The organism is Cupriavidus sp., from assembly GCF_057315035.1.
The window spans coordinates 1-16,921 of record NZ_DBHKYV010000014.1; the positions used below are offsets into that span (position 1 = coordinate 1).

Here is a 16,921-nt window from a genome sequence, read left to right on the forward strand (position 1 = left end):
GTGCCATCGTCGAGCGCTTCGCCGCCGACGAACTGCAGGCCAAGATGCCGGTGCTGCATGAACTGCTGGGCGTATGAGGAGCAACCATGAACCTGTTTGAAATCCCCCTGCCGGCCCTGCTGTCGCAACTGCTGCTGGGGCTGGTCAATGGCGCGTTCTACGCCATGCTGAGCCTGGGGCTGGCCGTGATTTTCGGCCTGCTCAACGTGATCAACTTCGCGCATGGTGCGCTGTTCATGCTGGGGGCCGTGCTGGCCTGGGCGGGCATGACCTACGCGGGCCTCGGCTATTGGGAGATGCTGCTGCTTTCTCCGCTGATTGTCGCCGGAGTCGGCATCGTCATCGAGAAGACCATGCTGCGCTGGGTCTACAAGCTCGATCACATCTATGGACTCCTGCTAACCCTGGGCATCACGCTGGTAATCGAGGGGCTGGTGCGTTCGATCTATGGCGTGTCGGGCCTGCCGTATTCGCCGCCAGAAGCGCTGCAAGGTGCCGCCGATCTCGGCTTCATGCATCTGCCGATCTATCGGTTGTGGGTGGTCGGTGCATCGATGGCGGTTTGCATGATGACCTGGTACGTGATCGAGAAGACCAAGCTCGGCGCTTACCTGCGCGCGGGCACCGAGAACGCCAAGGTGGTGGAGGCGTTCGGCATCAATGTGCCGCTGATGGTGACGCTGACCTACGGATGCGGTGTGGCACTGGCCGCGTTCGCGGGTGTGCTCGCGGCGCCGGTCATGCAGCTATCTCCGCTGATGGGCCAGAACCTGATCATCGTCGTGTTCGCCGTCGTCGTCATTGGCGGCATGGGTTCTATCCTGGGGGCAATCCTCACCGGCCTGGGGCTGGGTGTCATCGAGGGGTTGACCAAGGTGCTGTATCCGGAGGCCTCTTCAACCGTGGTCTTCGTCCTGATGGTGGTGGTTCTGATGTTGCGGCCGGCGGGGCTGTTTGGAAAGGAGAAATGATGGACGGACAATCGATTGTGGCGGCTCCCGTGGCGCAACCGGGTGCGCAGGGGCGTTTGCCCCGGGCATTGGTGTACGGGCTGGCGCTGGTGTGCCTGATGGCGGCTCCCATGGCTGGCGCCTATCCGGTTTTCATCCTCAAGATCCTGTGCTTTGCCTTGTTCGCATGTGCCTATAACCTGCTGATCGGCTATACCGGGCTGTTGTCATTCGGCCATGCGGCATTCTTCGGTGGAGCAGGGTATGTAGCAGGCCACGCCATGAAGGTCTGGGGCGTGACGCCCGAGTTGGGCCTTGTGCTTGGCACGGTCACTGGCGCACTGATCGGGCTCGTCGTCGGGGGCATAGCGATCCGGCGCCAGGGTATCTATTTTTCGATGATCACGCTCGCGCTGGCGCAGATGCTGTTCTTCGTCCTGCTTCAGGCACCGTTTGCAGGCGGCGAAGACGGCATGCAGGGCATACCGCGCGGCAGGCTGTTTGGCGTGCTCCCGCTGTCGGACGATACGACCCTGTACTACGTGGTGCTGGCTATCGCCGTGGCCGCGTTCGCATTGATCGTGCGCACCGTGCATTCCCCGTTTGGACAGGTACTCAAGGCCATCAAGGAGAACGAGCCACGGGCAATCTCACTTGGCTATGATGTCGACCGCTTCAAACTGGCCGCCTTTGTTCTCTCGGCGGCGCTCTCCGGGCTGGCGGGTTCCATGAAGGCACTGGTTCTGGGATTCGAGACGCTGACCGATGTGCATTGGTCGATGTCCGGCATGGTGATCCTGATGACGCTGGTGGGCGGCCTTGGCACACTCACCGGCCCAATCGTCGGCGCGTTCGTGATCGTGATGCTGGAGAACAAGCTTGGAGACCTCGGCACCGCACTCGCGGCCAGCACGGGCGTTGACTGGTTCAATGGTCTTGGAGAGTCCGTTTCCATGGTGACCGGGATGATCTTCGTTGCGTGCGTGCTGGCCTTCCGGAAGGGGATCGTAGGAACGCTGGCGAGCAAACGATAGGCCGAACGACCTTCAAGTGCATGACGGTTTGCCGGATCGCCAAGGGGTGCGATCCGGCTTTTTTATTGGTTTATCGAAGAATTCCGTGGGCCAGGCCGCCTCCATGAGCAATGCCAGCGAAGCTTGGAGCTATCAAGCAGCGGGCTACACTAGCGAGGTAAAGACACCGTTTGGAGAGGGCTCATGCAGAATCCGATCGAACTGTATGGCGCCTTGACGGGCAACTGCATTCGCGCCGCGATTGCGCTGGAAGAGGCGGGTGTCCCGCACACGGTCAAACGCGTCGACCTGGCGGCGGGTGAGCAGCAGGGCGTCGAGCATCGGACCTTGAATGCGTTCGGCAAGGTTCCAGTTCTCGTTGAGCATCGACCCCAAGGCGACTTCGTCTTGACGCAATCGAACGCGATCATGCTTTTCGCGGCGGAGCGTTCCGAAAATCGACTCCTGCCTGCGGATCCGGTTGCGCGTGCGAGAGTCTACGAGCGCTTCTTTTATTTCCTGACTGACGTTATTGCGGTAAGTCATGGTGCGTTCCGCCTTGAGCAATTGGGCGCCGGATCAGAGGCTGCCAAGATCAACGGCCTGGCGAGTTCGGCGCTCGCCGAGTCGGAGCGGTTTTTAGTCTCGGCGCCGTTCATGGCCGGTGACGAATTCTCTCTCGCCGACATTTCGGCATTCACCATCGCCAATGCCTTGCGCGACGTTCTACCGTGGGCGAAGCATCCTGCTCTAGCGCGCTGGTTCGAGGTCGTCTCCGCGCGACCCTGTGTTATCCGCGGTCTCAAGGCATTTGCCTAGTGGCAATGCATCACCCCCTCAGTCGATGCATGCCTTTCGGCGCACTTTGAGGTTGTGATTTTCTTTCCTTGACTTCAATTTAGATGGTGACTACCATCTATTTAAGATGGTTGGTGACCACAAACATAGGGGTCCGCATGAGAAAGACGAAGATTGAGACTGCAGAGACCCGGCGCCGCGTTGTTGAGGCCGCCGCCCGGGAATTCCGCTTGAAGGGCATCCAGGCGACTGGACTCAATGACGTGATGAGACCGTTAGGCCTGACACAGGGTGGCTTTTATCGGCACTTCACTTCAAAGGATCACTTGGTCGCGGAAGCGTGTACGCAGGCGATGAAGGAGGTGCTCGATGGACTGGCGACAGTCGTTCGTGACAGTGAGCCTGCCGGTGGATTTGCTGCCATGGTCGAGGCCTACGTCTCCCAGGCGCATCGCGATACGCAGACGGGTGGATGCCCGCTGGCGGCGATGGGTAGCGAACTCGCCAGAGCCGATAAGCAAACACGCGCGTCAGCCGCCCAAGGTTTCGATGACCTGGTTGACGTACTGGCGAAGCATCTGGCGGACAAGCCGCCGCAGGAAGCCAGGTCGTCTGCCGTGTTTGCGGTGGCAGCCATGATCGGGGCCATCACGATGTCAAGAGTCGTTGAAGATTCCGACGCTTCAACGGCGATTCTGGAGGATGTGAAGCAGCACCTCGGGGCGATGTAAACCTGTCGGACACATTCACAGATTGGAGCAATGCATGGAACAGCGTAAATACCTCATAACTGGCGCCACGGGGAAGACCGGCGTCTATACCGTTCAATTCCTCCTTAAGGCTGGGCACGCGGTTCGCGCTTTTGTCCGGCAGGAAGATGAGCGCAGCGCTGCGTTGCGCGAGGCGGGGGCAGAGATTTTCGTCGGCAATCTCCTGGAACACGACGATGTGATTCGCGCCATGGACGGCGTGGACGGGGCTTACCTGTGCTATCCGGTTCGACCTGGCTACATCCAGGCCACCGCGTACTTTGCCGATGCGGCACGCCGTTCCGGAGTCAAGGTCGTGGTCGAGATGTCTCAGATCTCGGCGCGGGAAGATTCCAAGAGCCATGCTGCGCGGGACCATTGGATTGCAGAGCGCGTGCTCGACTGGTCGGATGTGCCGGCCGTTCATATTCGTCCGACGTACTTTTCCGAGTGGCTGACGTTTCCGTGGGTGCTCGATCCCCTGGTGCAAGAAGGCAAGATTACGCTGCCCTACGGGGAAGGGCGTCATGCACCGATTGCCGCCGAAGACCAGGCGCGCCTGATCGCCAATATTCTTGCGGAGCCCGCTGGCCATATTGGCAAGACTTACTCCCTCTTTGGTCCCGTCGAACTCAATCAGCAGCAGATCGCAGACGAGATCAGCAAGGTGCTGGGGCGCGAGATCTCCTATGTGCCCTCGACCCTCGAACAATATCGTGCGCATCTGCAGAAGTACGACCTGCCGGAGTTCGTGATCCAGCATTTCCTGGAAACCGCCGTCGACTATCAGAACGGTGTCTTTTCCGGTACCGATGGCGTGATCGAACAAATCACGGGCCAGCCGCCGCAGACCGTAGCTGCCTTTGTGCAGGCGAATCGCGAGGTGTTCCAGGCTTGATTTGCCGACCGCTCAGCCCCAGGCTCTTGGGGCGGGCAGGGTGGCGTAGGCACATGCAACACAATCGCGAATTGGAAAGGTGCGACAGGCGTTAGCCTCGGACCGCCAGGAGTAAGAAATGAGTACCCCCGTCACCATCAATGGCTTCATTGCGCCCAGTTCGGAGCTGTCTCGAAAAGCCGCTGCCCTCGTCGAGGGCGTCCATTCGGAAGCGATGCTGAATCATGTGCACCGGACTTGGTGGTTCGCCGAGTTCCTGGGGCAGAAGAGGGAATTGAAGTACGACCGGGAGGTCGTCTACCTTGCATCGATCCTTCACGATCTTGGCTTGACCCATGAGTTCGTTGCCGATCAGCGTTTCGAAGTCGATGGCGCGAATGCTGCCAGCAAGTTCTTGCGTAGCCATGGCTACCCCGATTCCAAAGCCGACCTGGTATGGGATGCGATCGCGCTCCATTCCAGTGGCGGCATCGCCGAACTGAAGGCGCCTGAGATCGCACTGGTCTTCATGGGGGCGCATGTCGACGTACTCGGATTGCACTATGACGAGATTACGCTTTCGTTCATTGACGACGTGCTTCTGTTGTATCCGAGAGTCGGATTCAAAGCCGCGTTCCAGGAAGCTTTGGCCGAAGTCGCAAAGAAGAAGCCATACACCGCGATCGCCACGGGACTGGCAGACATCGGCCACCGCCACGTAGATGGATTCTGCATTCCGGATGTCTGTGACCTGATCGACGGAGCACCGTTCGAAAGCTGATACCCGTTCACCGGACTTTTCCCAATCCAGATGCCATGGCGCAGATGCCATGGCACTTCAACCAGGAAACTTGATATGAAAATCGAAAATTCCGTTGTTTTCGTAACCGGCGCGAGCCGCGGGTTGGGGCTTGCATTTGCCCGTGAAGCGTTGGCCCGCGGCGCGGCGAAGGTGTACGCCGGCGTGCGCAATCCGGCGGCATTTGACGAGCCGGGCATCATTCCTGTTGCGCTGGACGTGACTGACCCGGTGTCGGTCGCGGCCGCGGCCCGGTTGGCGAAGGACGTTACCGTGCTTGTCAACAATGCGGGCATCGCGGAAATTACTGGTTCACCGTTTGCCGTTCATGCGGAAGACCACGCACGCCGCGTTTTCGAGACGAACTACTACGGTGTCATGCGTGTGACGCAAGCATTTGAACCCTTGCTGCCAAGCGACGGACGCGCAGCCATCATCAATGTTCTATCCGACGTGACCTGGCGCACGGTGCCGATGCTTGCACCATATTCGGCGTCAAAGGCCGCAGCGTGGAGTTACACGAACAATATTCGGGCGCAGTTGAAGGATCGACTTATCTCGGTGGTGGGATTGCACGTTGGCTTCGTGGATACTGATCTCACCAAGGATTTCGACGTTCCCAAAGCCAATCCTTACGATGTCGTCCGCCAGACGTACGATGCGCTGGAAGCAGGAGAAAGTGAGGTACTGGCCGACGCGGGTAGCAAGGCACTGAAGCGGACACTTTCCCTGGCTGTTCCGGGCTACATCAATCCCGAGGTCCTCGAGGGTGAATGACAGGGAGAGGCTTGCCGAACGCCAATGGGGTAGCCCCGCAGCAGGCCGGATCCTGCCAATTGGCAGTTTCTGCAAGCTGGGGCTGCGAATGTCGGCTCATGCAAGCCATTCACCTGTCGAGTGTGGGTCAGAACCGATGTCGCATGCCAACGCCCATAGTCTCGGCATGCGGCTGGCCGGTTACCCTGTCATAAAAACAGGCAGCATACAGATCCGTTCGTTTGGACAGGTTGTAGTCATAGGCAATGCCTGCCGTATGTCTGCCGATCGCGGCGGAGTCATTGCGCGAGTTGGCATAGGCATAGGAAGCGAGGAAGTTGCCGGCACCAATGGGAACGGAGGCGCCAACCTGTCCGTTGGCGTGACGGATATCGCCTTGCGTGCCATCGATGACCGTGCGAATGTACTGGCCCTGCCCGAATACCTTGACGACGCCAAAGTCGTAGCTAACGCCAAGCTGCGCGGCAGTTTGCTTGTGAAAGCCATTCAATGCCGCGGGCGGGGCGGCAACATCGCCCGGAACGATATTGAAACTGGTTTGCTGGAATGCCGCCGTTGCCGCGAACGCCCCACTGAAGTAGGTAACATTGCCGCCCCACTTGTTCTGTCCCGTGCTTCCTGGCTGCTCGCCAAACGCATAGATCAGGTTCACCGTCAGGCCACCAACGGTTGGCGTCGAATACACGACGGAGTTTGACCAGCCGGAATCGCCAATGATGCCGGGATCGAATACGCGTCCGTCGGTCGCTGTCTTGTAGGTCTGGAAGATCGACGGCCCGAAATTGTAGGAGTCCACCAAAGGGTTAAACAGGATGGTCGAGAGAAAGTAGGGCGTCGTATTCCGACCAAGCCTGACGGTGCCGTATGCCGACGACTGCAATCCCACATATGCATTGCGCGTCAGGAATCCGTCGGTATCGGAACGGCCGAAGCGCCCCGTGTCGACGCGATAGAAGCCATTCAGGTCGAAGACGGCCTTCAGGCCACTGCCGAGATCCTCGGACCCGCGCATGCCCCAATAGGACGTCTGCATGCCGCCAGCCCCGAGTATGGCTGCACGGTTACCACCGGAGGCGCGCGTGGTGCCTGCAAAGGCGTCCACCTGGCCATACAGGGTGACACTCGACTGTGCCAATGCCGGCTGCGTCAGGGGGAAGGTGGCCAACAGTGCTGCGACGACGAAGGTTCGCTCAATGTAAATCATGGTCTCCTCTTTCTTGTTGTGGAAAAGCGAGTGCTTGGGTCTAGATGGCGATACCGCCGTGAGCGCTGGACCACTGCGACGGGTGGGCCAGGAAGGCACGCAGTTCGGACAGCTCAGGCTCCGCCGCGGTGCGGGTTTCGCTCAGGACGTCGAGGACGTCGTGCCATGTCGCCAGAGCGTGGATTCGCGGGTTCCATTGGGAAAGCGCGCGTGCGGCCGGAAAGACCCCGTAGTCAAACAGGACGAGGATGTCCTGCACAATTGCGCCGGCGTCGGCCAACGCCGCGCAGAAGGCGGCCTTCGACCGTCCGGCCGCCATCATGTCGTCGACCAGCAATACGCGGTCACCGGGACGGATATCGCCCACGACCTTTGCGGCGGGGCCCATGCCACGCGCTTCCTTGCGGACGTAGACCATTGGCAGATTCAGGCACTCGGCAACCCAGGCGGCAAACGCAATGCCGCTGGATTCGGCGCCGGCGATCACGTCGATTCCGGGCAGGCGATCGCGGTCGCGAAGCAGCGTCAGCCCCTGCAGGATCAGCGCCCGCCGCAATGCGGGGTAGGAGATCAGGCGGCGGCAATCGATATAGACCGGACTCGCCCAGCCGGAAGGCAGGCGAAACGGTTCGTCGCTACGGAAGCGAACGCATCCGGCGTCCAGTAGTGCCTGGCTGACGGATGCCTTGAGGGTGATGTCGGCGCGATTCTCGGACATGGTGATGCATTCCAAATGAATGAAGGTGCGAAACTACGCGAGGGCCCAGGGAAGCGTTTCCCCGGCGAGGAACGTCTGGATGCGGCGGCCATCATCGAGCTCGACGTTCCCCGTGACGCGCGTCGGCGTCCGGCGAAAGGTCACGCTGCCTTGATTGAGCGGAACGCCGTAGAAGCGCGCGCCGTTTTCGCTCGCAAAGGCCTCGAACCGCGACAGCGCCTGTTCCTCTTCGAATACTGTGAGATATGCCTGCAGTGCGACAGGGGCGCTGAAAATGCCGGCGCAGCCGCACGCCGATTCCTTCGCGTGCGTGTCGTGCGGCGCGGAATCCGTCCCCAGGAAGAACGCAGGAGACCCCGAAGTGGCCGCACGCCGCAGTGCCTGCCGATGGTGTTCGCGCTTGAGAACGGGCAGGCAGTAGTAGTGAGGACGAATGCCACCAGTGAACATCGCGTTGCGATTGAACATCAGATGCTGAGGGGTGATGGTCGCCGCCAGGCGGCCGCTCTCATCGCGCATGACGAAGTCCGCGGCATCTTCGGTCGTGATGTGCTCGAGCACGATGCGCAGGCGCGGATAGCGCTTGAGGATCTGCATCAGCGTCGTGCGCAGGAAGACCGCTTCCCGATCGAAGACATCGACCGTGGGGTCCGTGCATTCGCCATGGATCAATAGCGGCATGCCAATGTCCTGCATGGTTGCCAGAACCTTGGCAACCCGATCCACCGAGGTGACGCCGTACTCCGAATGCGTCGTGGCGCCGGCAGGGTAGAGCTTGGCCGCGACAAATGCGCCGGATTCGAATCCGCTCCGGATTTCGGCTGGATCGGACGCGTCGCAAAGGTAGCACGTCATCATCGGCGTGAACGACGAATCGGCCGGCAATGCGGCGCGGATGCGTTCGCGGTAGGCCAGCGCAGCCTCGGCGTTGGTCACCGGAAGCTTGAGGTTTGGCATCACGACGCCCCGGCCGAATTGCCTCGCGGATGGGGGAAGCACAGCGCGCATGACGTTGTCATCCCGCAGATGCAGATGCCAGTCGTCAGGACGACGGATGGTCAGCGTATTCATGGTTATGGCCTATCCCCTGCGCGGCAGCGCGCCGGGGCGTCAAGTGCATCGAGTGCGTCGTAGAGGACCTTCGTGCCGAGCATGAAGTCGTCCAGGTCCATGGCCTCGTCCGGGTTGTGCGAGCCATGTTCGTTGCGCACGAACAGCATGGCCGTCGGAATGCCGGCATTGGCGAACAGCGATGCGTCGTGGCCAGCGCCGCTCGGCACCGCTTCCACGGGCAGTTCGGCACTGGCGCAGGCCTTGCGCAGGAGTTCCGACAGCGCGGGATCCATCGTGGCGGGGGAGGATTCGATGCGCCGGTCGAACTCGAAGCACACGCCTCGATCGCGGCTGATGGCCTTGCATTCGGTGCGGAACAGTTGGTAAAAGCCCTCAAGGGTGTCCACGCTCTTGCTGCGCACTTCGAAGCTGAAGTCCACCTTACCGGGGATACGTGAGATGGAATGCTCCGCAGGATCCGTGGAGACGATGCCGGTGGTAACGACCAGGTCGCTGCCGCGCTCCAGGAGCACTTTCCAATGTTCGTCGAGCCGCGTGATGAGGTCCGCTACCGCGAACATCGCGTCCTTGCGCAGCCAGCGAGGAACGGCGCCGGAATGCCCCGGTTCGCCAATACAGGTCACGCGGTTGTGGCGGACATTGCCGCGAATGCCGGGTACCACGGCCAGCGGGAGCTTGCGTGCGACCATGACCGGTCCCTGTTCAATATGCAGTTCCAGGAATGCCGCGGCCAAAGCCCGGTCGAACAGCGGCTGCTGCGTCGCGATGGCGTCGATGTCGGCGCCAGCCGCAGCCATGCATTCGGCGAGCGTCTGGCCGGAACTGCGATGCCTAAGCGCGAGGTCTTCCGGCGTCAGCTTGCCCAGCGCGGCACCTGAGCCCATGTACGCCTTGCCGAACCAGGCGCTTTCCTCGCCGCGGAACGCAATGACCCGAAGTGGGACGGCGGGGCAGGCGCCGCGCTCCTTTCGGGCAATCTGGCACAGCAGCCCGGCGATGATGCCAGCCAGTCCATCGAAGTTGCCGCCTTGCGGTACGGAGTCCATATGCGAGCCTACCCACGCGGCCGGCGCGCGCGCGTCTTCGTCTGGCAGGGAGAACACGAGGTTTGCGGCGTGGTCGCTTTGCACGTGGAGCCCGTGTTGAGCGGCGACGCGCTTCAGATAATCCGCCGTTGCGGATTCGCCCGCGCCGTAGCTGTCTCGGGTGATGCCGACGCCGTCGAACGACAATGCGCGAATGTCTGTGAAGAGCTGCTCGGCGAGGGGCTTGAGGTGGAGGAAGTCCATAGGCTTGTCTCGTTGCTCAACCCGATTGCTGGGCGAAGCGAAGCCAGCGGTCGCTAAGCTGGCGATCCAGGATCACCTGGCCGGTAAGGTCGCGGATGGATTCGACGCCGGCCTGCGCGCAGTACGTGTGAAGCCCATCGATGATCTTCTGCATCGCCGCCGGGTCGCGGAACGATGCGGTGCCAACCTGGATGGCCGAGGCGCCTGCGAGCATGAACTCGACGGCATCCTCGGCACTCTGGATACCGCCGCAACCAATGATGGGGATGCGCACCGCGCGATAGCACTGGTGCACCATACGCAGCGCAATCGGCTTGATTGCGGGTCCCGAGAGGCCTCCCATGACATTGCCGAGCTTGGGCTTGCGGCTATGGATATCGATCGCCATGCCCAGCACGGTGTTGCCCATGACAATCGCGTCCGCACCAGCCTCCTCGGCGGCCCGCGCCACTGCGGCAATATTGCCGGCATTGGGTGTGAGCTTTACCCAGAATGGGTGCCTGGTACGGCGGCGGATCGCGGACACGGCCTTGTACGTCGTCTCGGGTAGCATGGCAAAGGCCATGCCGTCCGCTTCGAGATTGGGGCACGAGATGTTCGCTTCGATCGCCGCGACCTCAGGCAGCGACATCTCTTCGCAGGCCGCGCCGAACTCTTCGGCAGTGTCGGCCGAGATGGACACGATGACGGGCGTGTCGAATTGCGTGTAAGGGGGAAGTACGTTCCGCCTGTAGCAGTCCAGTCCCTTGCTGGGGATGCCGATGGAGTTGAGCATGCCACTGCAGGTTTCCGCCACGCGCGGGGTAGGGTTACCCGCTCGCGACTTGGGTGAAACGCTCTTGATGACCATGGCACCAAGCTGGTTGAGGTCCATGGCTTCGCGATACTCGATCGCAAAGCAGCCGGATGCAGGCATGACGGGGTTGCGCAGGGTCAGGTCGCCAACCCGTACGGTCAAATTAGCCAAATTCCACCTCCCCGACGACTTCACGAATCTTGAATACCGGACCTTCGCGACATACACGCAAGAACTGCTTGTCACCGTCGCAATCGAACAGGCGCACGCAGGACAGGCATACGCCCATTCCGCATGCCATGCGCTGTTCCATGGCGACTTCTGCCTCGATCTCCGGATGGTCTTGCAGAACGCGCTGGAGCAGCATCAGCAGACGGTGCGATCCGCAGGTGTAGACCGCGTCTGGGCGTTGTGCGGCGATAACGTCCCGGATCAGGTTCTCGACCGCCTCCACCGACGACGTGCCATCGGCGTCGAACACGCTGTGTACCTCCGCGGGGGCACCACGCAGGAATTCCTTCTCCATCAGGTCAGCCGGCGTGCGTGCGGACATCACTGCGGTGACTGCAACGCCAGCCTCGGCCGCCTGGTGGATCAGCGGCGCCATCGTGGCGAGACCGACGCCGCGGGCTACAACGAGAATCCTTCGGAAGGATGGCTTGAACGTAAAGGTGTTGCCGAGCGGGCCGACAATGTCCAGGTGGGCGTCAACGGGCAATGTGGCCATCGCCCGTGTGCCCACGCCAGTGACGTTGTAAAGGAATTCGATCCTGCCCGTCTCGGGCCCGGCGCCATAGACGCTCATCGGCCGCAGCAGGAACGGCTGCGCTTCGGCCGTGGTCGGGCAATGAAGCTGGTAGAACTGTCCGGGGCGCGTGATGTCGGCAATTGGCGCGTCGGATTCGAGCCGGATGTACCGGTATCGCGCGTTGACCCAGTGGTGTTCGACAATTCGACAGCGATAGGAGGCTACGGTAGTCGCGGAATTCGCGCTACGCACGTTGGCACACATGGTGAAACTCCTGTGGAGGGCGCTGCGCCGGACGGCGCAGCCAAGGAAATGCCAGGTAGGTTCCGGCGTTACTCGAGCTCGACGCCCTTGAGTTCGGGGATGAGGAAAATCGTCGCGATCATGTCCAGGACGTAGATGCTCGCAAGCAATGCGATGGCAATGGGAAAGGAGTAGGTCGCCGCGATGGCGCCTACGACAATCGGTCCCAGTCCGCCGACTGCGCGCCCGATGTTGAACAGGACGTTCTGCGCGGTGGCGCGTGCTGCCGTGGGGTAGGCCTCGGAGATCAGCGCGCCATAGCCACCGATCATGCCGTTGACGAACATGCCCATCACCGCACCGGCCCACAGCATTGTCATGGGATCGGAGAGCCGGGCGTAGAGCAGCACCATTGCCACCGCGCCTGCCTGGAAGATCAGGAATGTCGGCTTGCGCCCGATGCGGTCCGCGAGGTGGCCGAAGATTACGACGCCGATCATCATTCCGACGATCGTCACGGATGTCCACATGGCCGACTTGGTTAGTGAGAAGCCTAGTGTCTTGGATAGATAGGTGGGTAGCCAGATCATGATGCCGTAGTACCCGAAATTCTGGACCGAGCAGAGGACGACGATGCCAAGGCTGATACGCGTCGTCTTGCGGTCCGCGACGAGCAGCTTGAATGCGTTGGGCCTTTTCTCCGTGCGAGCGCTGCGGACGAATACTTCCGGTTCGTGCAGGCGATTGCGGATGAACCATGCAACCAGTGCGGGAATTACCCCGATCACGAACATGCCGCGCCAGCCGACCACGGGCAGCAGCAACGGCGTCAACAACGCTGCCAGAAGCACGCCGGACTGCCATCCCAGGGCGACGTACGACGAGACGCGCGCGCGCTTGCTAGCCGGCCAGGCTTCGGCCGCAAGTGCCATGCCGATGCCGAACTCACCACCCAGGCCAACGCCGGCGATGGTGCGATAAATCAGCAGATCCCAGAATCCCTGTGCAAACGCACACATGCCTGTAAATACCGCAAACAGGACGATGGTCCAGGTCAGCACGCGGACACGTCCATAGCGGTCGCTGAGTGAGCCAAAGATGATGCCGCCCGCGACGGCGCCGACCAGCGTCCATGTCACGAGCGCGCCGGACTGACTCGTCGTGAGTGCGAGGGCGGCGCTGATGGCTGGCAGCATGAAGCCGAGGATCAAAAGATCGAAGCCGTCCATGGCATAGCCGATGGCGGATCCGGCCAGGGCCTTCCACGCATATGGGGAGGTTGGGGCTTCGGCCTCCGGAATGGATTGGGCGAGTGGCTGACTTTGCATTCTGTCTCCATTTTTAGACTGTAAGGGCCTGAAAAACCACTGCATTGATGCTTGCTTGCGCCTCATGGAGGGAGGGAAGTGCGGATGCAGTGGAGAATCTTATTTTTTAGACTATGCTTGAGGTGCGAGGATTGCAAGCAGTTTGGGGGTGTATGCGGGTTTTCACCGGGTCTGGTCTGACGAAACGCTGTGCCAGCAGGGTTAGCGTGCTATAGTGCTTGGAATCTAATTAATGAGACAGAAATGGAACGCCGCGCTACGACATCGGGGGGAATCGACTTCGAAGCCATCGGTGCCCGGCTTCGTGCCTACCGGCTGGGTGCGGAGCTCAGGGCGGAACAGATTGCGGACGTGCTGGGGATTTCCCGTGCCGCGGTCTATCGGATGGAGAAGGGCGAGATCGTCAAGATCGAGACGCTTGAGCGACTTGCCGGCATCTTGGGCACATCGCTGGAGTCGCTGCTTGGCGCCGGAACGGAGTACTACCCGTCGGCGATTGCCTATATCGAGCGCATGCGGCAGCTCGAGCAAGGGGCAACCCGCATCCTGGCGCACTTCGAACCGATTTCGTTCCTGCTGACCTCGCCCGGGTACGACGGGTATCTCGAACAAATGCTGAGGGAGGGCGGGGATAACGACGAAAGCCGGATCCAGGCCGTGATGGAATTGCTGCGAGAGCGGAAAACGTCTTATGTCTCGGATCCGGCGCCAATCGTGAGCCTGATTGGTTTGCGCGCGCTCGAGCGGTTCGTGCATTTTGGGTTGGTCGGACGCATGGACTTGCCGCCTGCGACCCGGATGGAGCGGTCGCTGGCCGCAAGATCCGAGGTGGAACGTATTGCGAACCTGATGGAGCAGGAGCTGCCAGGCATGCAGATCGGGATTGTCAACGAGAGTATGCCCAATGCCACCTTTCAGATCTTCGAGCGTCCGACGGGGTCGTATGTGGCCATCAGTCCGTTTCGCTTTGGCGAGTTCCCGAATATCTCCGGAGGCATTGCATCCGTGACCGCCGCGCCTGAAGCAATCGCCCTCTATACGAACATGGTCGAGGCGCTGTGGCACCGATCCTATAAGGGCGTCGATGGCGCGAAACTTTTGCGGCAAATGCTGCAGCAAATCTAACCTGCGTACTTTTGAGAGAGACACATGGACTTCAACACCACTATCGCCGAGTTTGCGCAAAGCGTCCCCGGGACGGATGCCTTCCTGAAGGTCAAGCAGCAATCGCTTGCACTAATGAGCAGCGATCCCGCCAATGCGTCGGCCTATTTCCTGATCTACGGCTTTGCGCGCTCGTATGTGATCCTGCATGACGATGAGGGGATCACGGCCGAAGTCGCAAACGCCGCCCAGACGCAGTTGCTGAGTTACATGAAAACACTCGAACCCGTACTCGGCCACGGCCAGGCGCTGCTGGAAGCCATGAATCAAATCGTGCTCGACTACGACGGGCGACGCCAACTGTTTTGATCGGGCGACTGCACGTCCGTCTAATCTCGCGGCGTCGCATTACAATCTGCCGTCCGAATCAACCAGCCCCTCGACACCTGCACATTGGGACGAGCGGGCTACAACTGGGCTGTAAGGAATGGCGAGGAACGTAGAAATCAAGGCTCGCATCGAAAGCATTGCGGACCTTGCCCGCAGGGTCGCGCCGATGGCGAAGCAAGAGCCGACGGTTATCGGTCAAGACGATACCTTCTTCCACTGTGCCGAGGGGCGACTCAAGCTCCGGCAGTTCGACGACGGGACGGGGCAACTGATTTTCTATAAGCGCTCCGACCAGCACGGGCCGAAAGAGTCGTTCTATGTCCTCTCCGCAACGAGTTCCCCGGATTCGCTGCGTGAGGCGCTTGCACTCGCGTATGGAGTACTCGGCCGGGTCAGGAAGCAGCGACTGCTGTATCTGGTCGGTCGCACTCGGGTTCATCTCGATAACGTAGAGGGACTCGGTGAATTCCTGGAACTCGAGGTTGTGTTGAAGGAAGGCGAGTCAACGCATGATGGCAATGAGGAAGCGGAGTTCCTGATGACGCAGCTCGGGATTCAAGATACGCAGCTCATTGAGGGGGCGTATCTCGATTTACTGCGTCAGGTTGCGGAGTAAACACGCCGAAATTGCTGCGCGTGGGTTTGCGGGTAGGGGGTGAGGAACCGTGTCAATGACTTCGTGCGGCTCACGGTCAGCCGACGCTTGATAGTGTCGTGACAAGCTCCCCTCTCCCGCGGCGCGGGAGAGGGGTTGGGGGTGAGGGCATGAGGTTCAAATTGTGACTTGTCTCAGCTTGCACCGCTGACCCTCTCCCCCGCCCCTCTCCCGCCGTGCGGGAGAGGGGAGACCACCAAGGGCAAAACCAGGGCTTTTAGTGCTCCGCCGCCGGGCGGGCAACTGTGTACCATACCCTACCGGTGCATGCCCGCCATATGCATCATCAACCGGAGCACGAAGGCCGCCACGCCCAATCCCGCCACGCTGCAGGCCCAGATGAACAGCAGCCAACCGGTCCGTCGTATCCAGTCAGGTGTGTGTGACATGGCCGTGCTCCCTAGTGATAGCCATCGCCTACGCGGACCTTGCCGCGGAATACGTAGTAGGACCATACCGTGTACATCAGGATGAACGGAATCACGAACAGGGCACCGACCAGTGCGAAGCCCTGGCTCTGCGGCGGCGCGGCGGCAGCCCATATCGAAATCGATGGCGGCACGATGTTGGGCCACACGCTAATGGCCAAGCCGCTATAGCCGAGGAAAACCAGCCCGAGCGTGTAGAGAAATGGCTGAGCATGCGTGTCCCGGCGCAACGAACGCAGCAGCAGGGTCGCGCAAACCAGCACCAGCAGCGGGACGGGCGCGAACCAGGCCAGGTTGGGCAGGCTGAACCAGCGTTCGGCGATCCGTGGCTGCGCTACCGGTGTCCAGATGCTGATGATTGCGATGGTGGCAAGTAGCGCCCAGACCAAGCGGGAGGCCAGGAATTTCATCCGGTCGTGCAGCGGGCCCTCGGTCTTCAGAATCAGCCACGTGCTGCCGAGCAGCGTGTAGGCGACCACCACGCCGACGCCGCAGAACAGCGGAAACGGTGTGAGCCATCCCAGGGTACTTCCGATGAAGACGCCATTCTTGACGGGCAGGCCATCGATATAGGCGCCGAGCGCCACGCCCTGGAAGAACGCGGCAACCAGCGATCCGCCCATGAACGAAAGGTCCCAAACGGGTCGTTCGCGATCGTTGGCCTTGAAACGGAACTCGAACGCCACGCCGCGGAAGATCAGTCCCAGCAGCATCAGGACGATCGGCAGGTAGAGCGCTGACAGCACCACGGAGTAGGCCAGCGGGAAAGCCGCCATCAGCCCGGCGCCGCCAAGCACCAGCCAGGTTTCGTTGCCGTCCCAGACCGGCGCTACCGTGTTCATCATCACGTCGCGGTCATGGCGGTCCGGTACATACGGGAACAGGATGCCGATGCCCAGATCGAAGCCGTCCATCACGACGTACATCATGACGCCGAAGAAGATGATCAGGATCCAGAGCAGAGAGAGGTCGATGCCCATG

The 16,921-nt window shown here is 61.0% G+C and carries 19 protein-coding genes; 10 read left to right on the forward strand and 9 right to left on the reverse strand.

Annotated elements, in window-relative coordinates; translation table 11 throughout:
* Positions 1–86: 86 nt before the first annotated feature.
* The 7 genes from ACO550_RS18000 (at position 87) to ACO550_RS18030 (ending at position 5,963) form a co-directional block, all read left to right on the forward strand.
* Positions 87–971 (forward strand): ABC transporter permease subunit, encoded by an 885-nt coding sequence (locus tag ACO550_RS18000; protein ID WP_315594567.1) that lies wholly within the window; start codon positions 87–89, stop codon positions 969–971.
* A gap of 98 nt (positions 972–1,069) precedes the next feature.
* Complete coding sequence (locus ACO550_RS18005) at positions 1,070–1,984, forward strand: ABC transporter permease subunit (protein ID WP_315594576.1); 915 nt, start codon at positions 1,070–1,072, stop codon at positions 1,982–1,984.
* Positions 1,985–2,167: 183 nt separating this feature from the next.
* Positions 2,168–2,782, forward strand: a complete 615-nt coding sequence (locus ACO550_RS18010; protein WP_315594566.1) for a glutathione S-transferase C-terminal domain-containing protein — start codon at positions 2,168–2,170, stop codon at positions 2,780–2,782.
* 137 nt (positions 2,783–2,919) lie between these two features.
* On the forward strand, positions 2,920–3,492 hold the full coding sequence (locus ACO550_RS18015) for an LmrA/YxaF family transcription factor (RefSeq protein WP_315594565.1): 573 nt from the start codon (positions 2,920–2,922) through the stop codon (positions 3,490–3,492).
* 34 nt (positions 3,493–3,526) lie between these two features.
* Positions 3,527–4,408, forward strand: a complete 882-nt coding sequence (locus ACO550_RS18020) for an NmrA family NAD(P)-binding protein (RefSeq protein WP_315594564.1) — start codon at positions 3,527–3,529, stop codon at positions 4,406–4,408.
* A 118-nt stretch (positions 4,409–4,526) separates the two neighbouring features.
* Positions 4,527–5,168, forward strand: coding sequence for an HD domain-containing protein (locus tag ACO550_RS18025; protein WP_315594563.1), 642 nt, complete (start codon positions 4,527–4,529; stop codon positions 5,166–5,168).
* Positions 5,169–5,243: 75 nt separating this feature from the next.
* On the forward strand, positions 5,244–5,963 hold the full coding sequence (locus tag ACO550_RS18030; RefSeq protein ID WP_315594562.1) for an SDR family oxidoreductase: 720 nt from the start codon (positions 5,244–5,246) through the stop codon (positions 5,961–5,963).
* 127 nt (positions 5,964–6,090) lie between these two features.
* On the opposite strand, the gene ACO550_RS18035 is transcribed toward ACO550_RS18030, so the two are convergent.
* The 7 genes from ACO550_RS18035 to ACO550_RS18065 form a co-directional block, all read right to left on the reverse strand.
* Positions 6,091–7,167 (reverse strand): porin, encoded by a 1,077-nt coding sequence (locus ACO550_RS18035; RefSeq protein ID WP_315594561.1) that lies wholly within the window; start codon positions 7,165–7,167, stop codon positions 6,091–6,093.
* Positions 7,168–7,207: 40 nt separating this feature from the next.
* Complete coding sequence (locus ACO550_RS18040) at positions 7,208–7,885, reverse strand: orotate phosphoribosyltransferase (RefSeq protein ID WP_315594560.1); 678 nt, start codon at positions 7,883–7,885, stop codon at positions 7,208–7,210.
* A 33-nt stretch (positions 7,886–7,918) separates the two neighbouring features.
* Entirely contained in the window at positions 7,919–8,956 is a 1,038-nt protein-coding gene (gene pyrC / locus ACO550_RS18045; protein ID WP_315594559.1) for a dihydroorotase, read from the reverse strand.
* 2 nt (positions 8,957–8,958) lie between these two features.
* Positions 8,959–10,248 carry a hydantoinase/carbamoylase family amidase gene (locus ACO550_RS18050; protein ID WP_315594558.1) on the reverse strand — a complete coding sequence of 430 codons (1,290 nt, stop codon included), beginning with the start codon at positions 10,246–10,248 and terminating at the stop codon, positions 8,959–8,961.
* A 16-nt stretch (positions 10,249–10,264) separates the two neighbouring features.
* The gene (locus ACO550_RS18055; protein WP_315594557.1) at positions 10,265–11,215 is read right to left on the reverse strand and encodes a dihydroorotate dehydrogenase; all 951 of its coding nucleotides are present in this window, start codon (positions 11,213–11,215) and stop codon (positions 10,265–10,267) included.
* Positions 11,208–12,056, reverse strand: a complete 849-nt coding sequence (locus ACO550_RS18060; protein WP_315594556.1) for a dihydroorotate dehydrogenase electron transfer subunit — start codon at positions 12,054–12,056, stop codon at positions 11,208–11,210. The genes ACO550_RS18055 and ACO550_RS18060 overlap by 8 nt, the downstream gene beginning before the upstream one ends.
* A gap of 68 nt (positions 12,057–12,124) precedes the next feature.
* Positions 12,125–13,363, reverse strand: a complete 1,239-nt coding sequence (locus ACO550_RS18065) for an MFS transporter (RefSeq protein ID WP_315594575.1) — start codon at positions 13,361–13,363, stop codon at positions 12,125–12,127.
* Positions 13,364–13,606: 243 nt separating this feature from the next.
* On the opposite strand from ACO550_RS18065, the gene ACO550_RS18070 reads away from it, so the two are divergent.
* From ACO550_RS18070 to ACO550_RS18080, 3 genes are all read left to right on the forward strand, one after another.
* Complete coding sequence (locus ACO550_RS18070) at positions 13,607–14,488, forward strand: helix-turn-helix transcriptional regulator (RefSeq protein WP_315594555.1); 882 nt, start codon at positions 13,607–13,609, stop codon at positions 14,486–14,488.
* Positions 14,489–14,512: 24 nt separating this feature from the next.
* Entirely contained in the window at positions 14,513–14,836 is a 324-nt protein-coding gene (locus tag ACO550_RS18075) for a hypothetical protein (protein WP_315594554.1), read from the forward strand.
* 118 nt (positions 14,837–14,954) lie between these two features.
* Complete coding sequence (locus tag ACO550_RS18080) at positions 14,955–15,473, forward strand: CYTH domain-containing protein (protein WP_315594553.1); 519 nt, start codon at positions 14,955–14,957, stop codon at positions 15,471–15,473.
* Positions 15,474–15,769: 296 nt separating this feature from the next.
* On the opposite strand, the gene ACO550_RS18085 is transcribed toward ACO550_RS18080, so the two are convergent.
* Positions 15,770–15,901 (reverse strand): DUF2474 family protein, encoded by a 132-nt coding sequence (locus ACO550_RS18085; RefSeq protein WP_315594552.1) that lies wholly within the window; start codon positions 15,899–15,901, stop codon positions 15,770–15,772.
* 11 nt (positions 15,902–15,912) lie between these two features.
* On the reverse strand, positions 15,913–16,920 hold the full coding sequence (gene cydB, locus ACO550_RS18090; RefSeq protein WP_315594551.1) for a cytochrome d ubiquinol oxidase subunit II: 1,008 nt from the start codon (positions 16,918–16,920) through the stop codon (positions 15,913–15,915).
* Position 16,921 lies beyond the last annotated feature (1 nt).

Excerpts from the sequence above, each read along its gene's own strand:
- ACO550_RS18000 (WP_315594567.1), top strand. The coding sequence starts at position 87 with ATGAACCTGTTTGAAATCCCCCTGCCGGCCCTGCTGTCGCAACTGCTG.
- ACO550_RS18005 (WP_315594576.1), top strand. The coding sequence starts at position 1,070 with ATGGCGGCTCCCATGGCTGGCGCCTATCCGGTTTTCATCCTCAAGATC.
- ACO550_RS18010 (WP_315594566.1), top strand. The coding sequence starts at position 2,168 with ATGCAGAATCCGATCGAACTGTATGGCGCCTTGACGGGCAACTGCATT.
- ACO550_RS18015 (WP_315594565.1), top strand. The coding sequence starts at position 2,920 with ATGAGAAAGACGAAGATTGAGACTGCAGAGACCCGGCGCCGCGTTGTT.
- ACO550_RS18020 (WP_315594564.1), top strand. The coding sequence starts at position 3,527 with ATGGAACAGCGTAAATACCTCATAACTGGCGCCACGGGGAAGACCGGC.
- ACO550_RS18025 (WP_315594563.1), top strand. The coding sequence starts at position 4,527 with ATGAGTACCCCCGTCACCATCAATGGCTTCATTGCGCCCAGTTCGGAG.
- ACO550_RS18030 (WP_315594562.1), top strand. The coding sequence starts at position 5,244 with ATGAAAATCGAAAATTCCGTTGTTTTCGTAACCGGCGCGAGCCGCGGG.
- ACO550_RS18035 (WP_315594561.1), bottom strand. The coding sequence starts at position 7,167 with ATGATTTACATTGAGCGAACCTTCGTCGTCGCAGCACTGTTGGCCACC.
- ACO550_RS18040 (WP_315594560.1), bottom strand. The coding sequence starts at position 7,885 with ATGTCCGAGAATCGCGCCGACATCACCCTCAAGGCATCCGTCAGCCAG.
- pyrC (WP_315594559.1), bottom strand. The coding sequence starts at position 8,956 with ATGAATACGCTGACCATCCGTCGTCCTGACGACTGGCATCTGCATCTG.
- ACO550_RS18050 (WP_315594558.1), bottom strand. The coding sequence starts at position 10,248 with ATGGACTTCCTCCACCTCAAGCCCCTCGCCGAGCAGCTCTTCACAGAC.
- ACO550_RS18060 (WP_315594556.1), bottom strand. The coding sequence starts at position 12,056 with ATGTGTGCCAACGTGCGTAGCGCGAATTCCGCGACTACCGTAGCCTCC.
- ACO550_RS18065 (WP_315594575.1), bottom strand. The coding sequence starts at position 13,363 with ATGCAAAGTCAGCCACTCGCCCAATCCATTCCGGAGGCCGAAGCCCCA.
- ACO550_RS18070 (WP_315594555.1), top strand. The coding sequence starts at position 13,607 with ATGGAACGCCGCGCTACGACATCGGGGGGAATCGACTTCGAAGCCATC.
- ACO550_RS18075 (WP_315594554.1), top strand. The coding sequence starts at position 14,513 with ATGGACTTCAACACCACTATCGCCGAGTTTGCGCAAAGCGTCCCCGGG.
- ACO550_RS18080 (WP_315594553.1), top strand. The coding sequence starts at position 14,955 with ATGGCGAGGAACGTAGAAATCAAGGCTCGCATCGAAAGCATTGCGGAC.
- ACO550_RS18085 (WP_315594552.1), bottom strand. The coding sequence starts at position 15,901 with ATGTCACACACACCTGACTGGATACGACGGACCGGTTGGCTGCTGTTC.
- cydB (WP_315594551.1), bottom strand. The coding sequence starts at position 16,920 with ATGGGCATCGACCTCTCTCTGCTCTGGATCCTGATCATCTTCTTCGGC.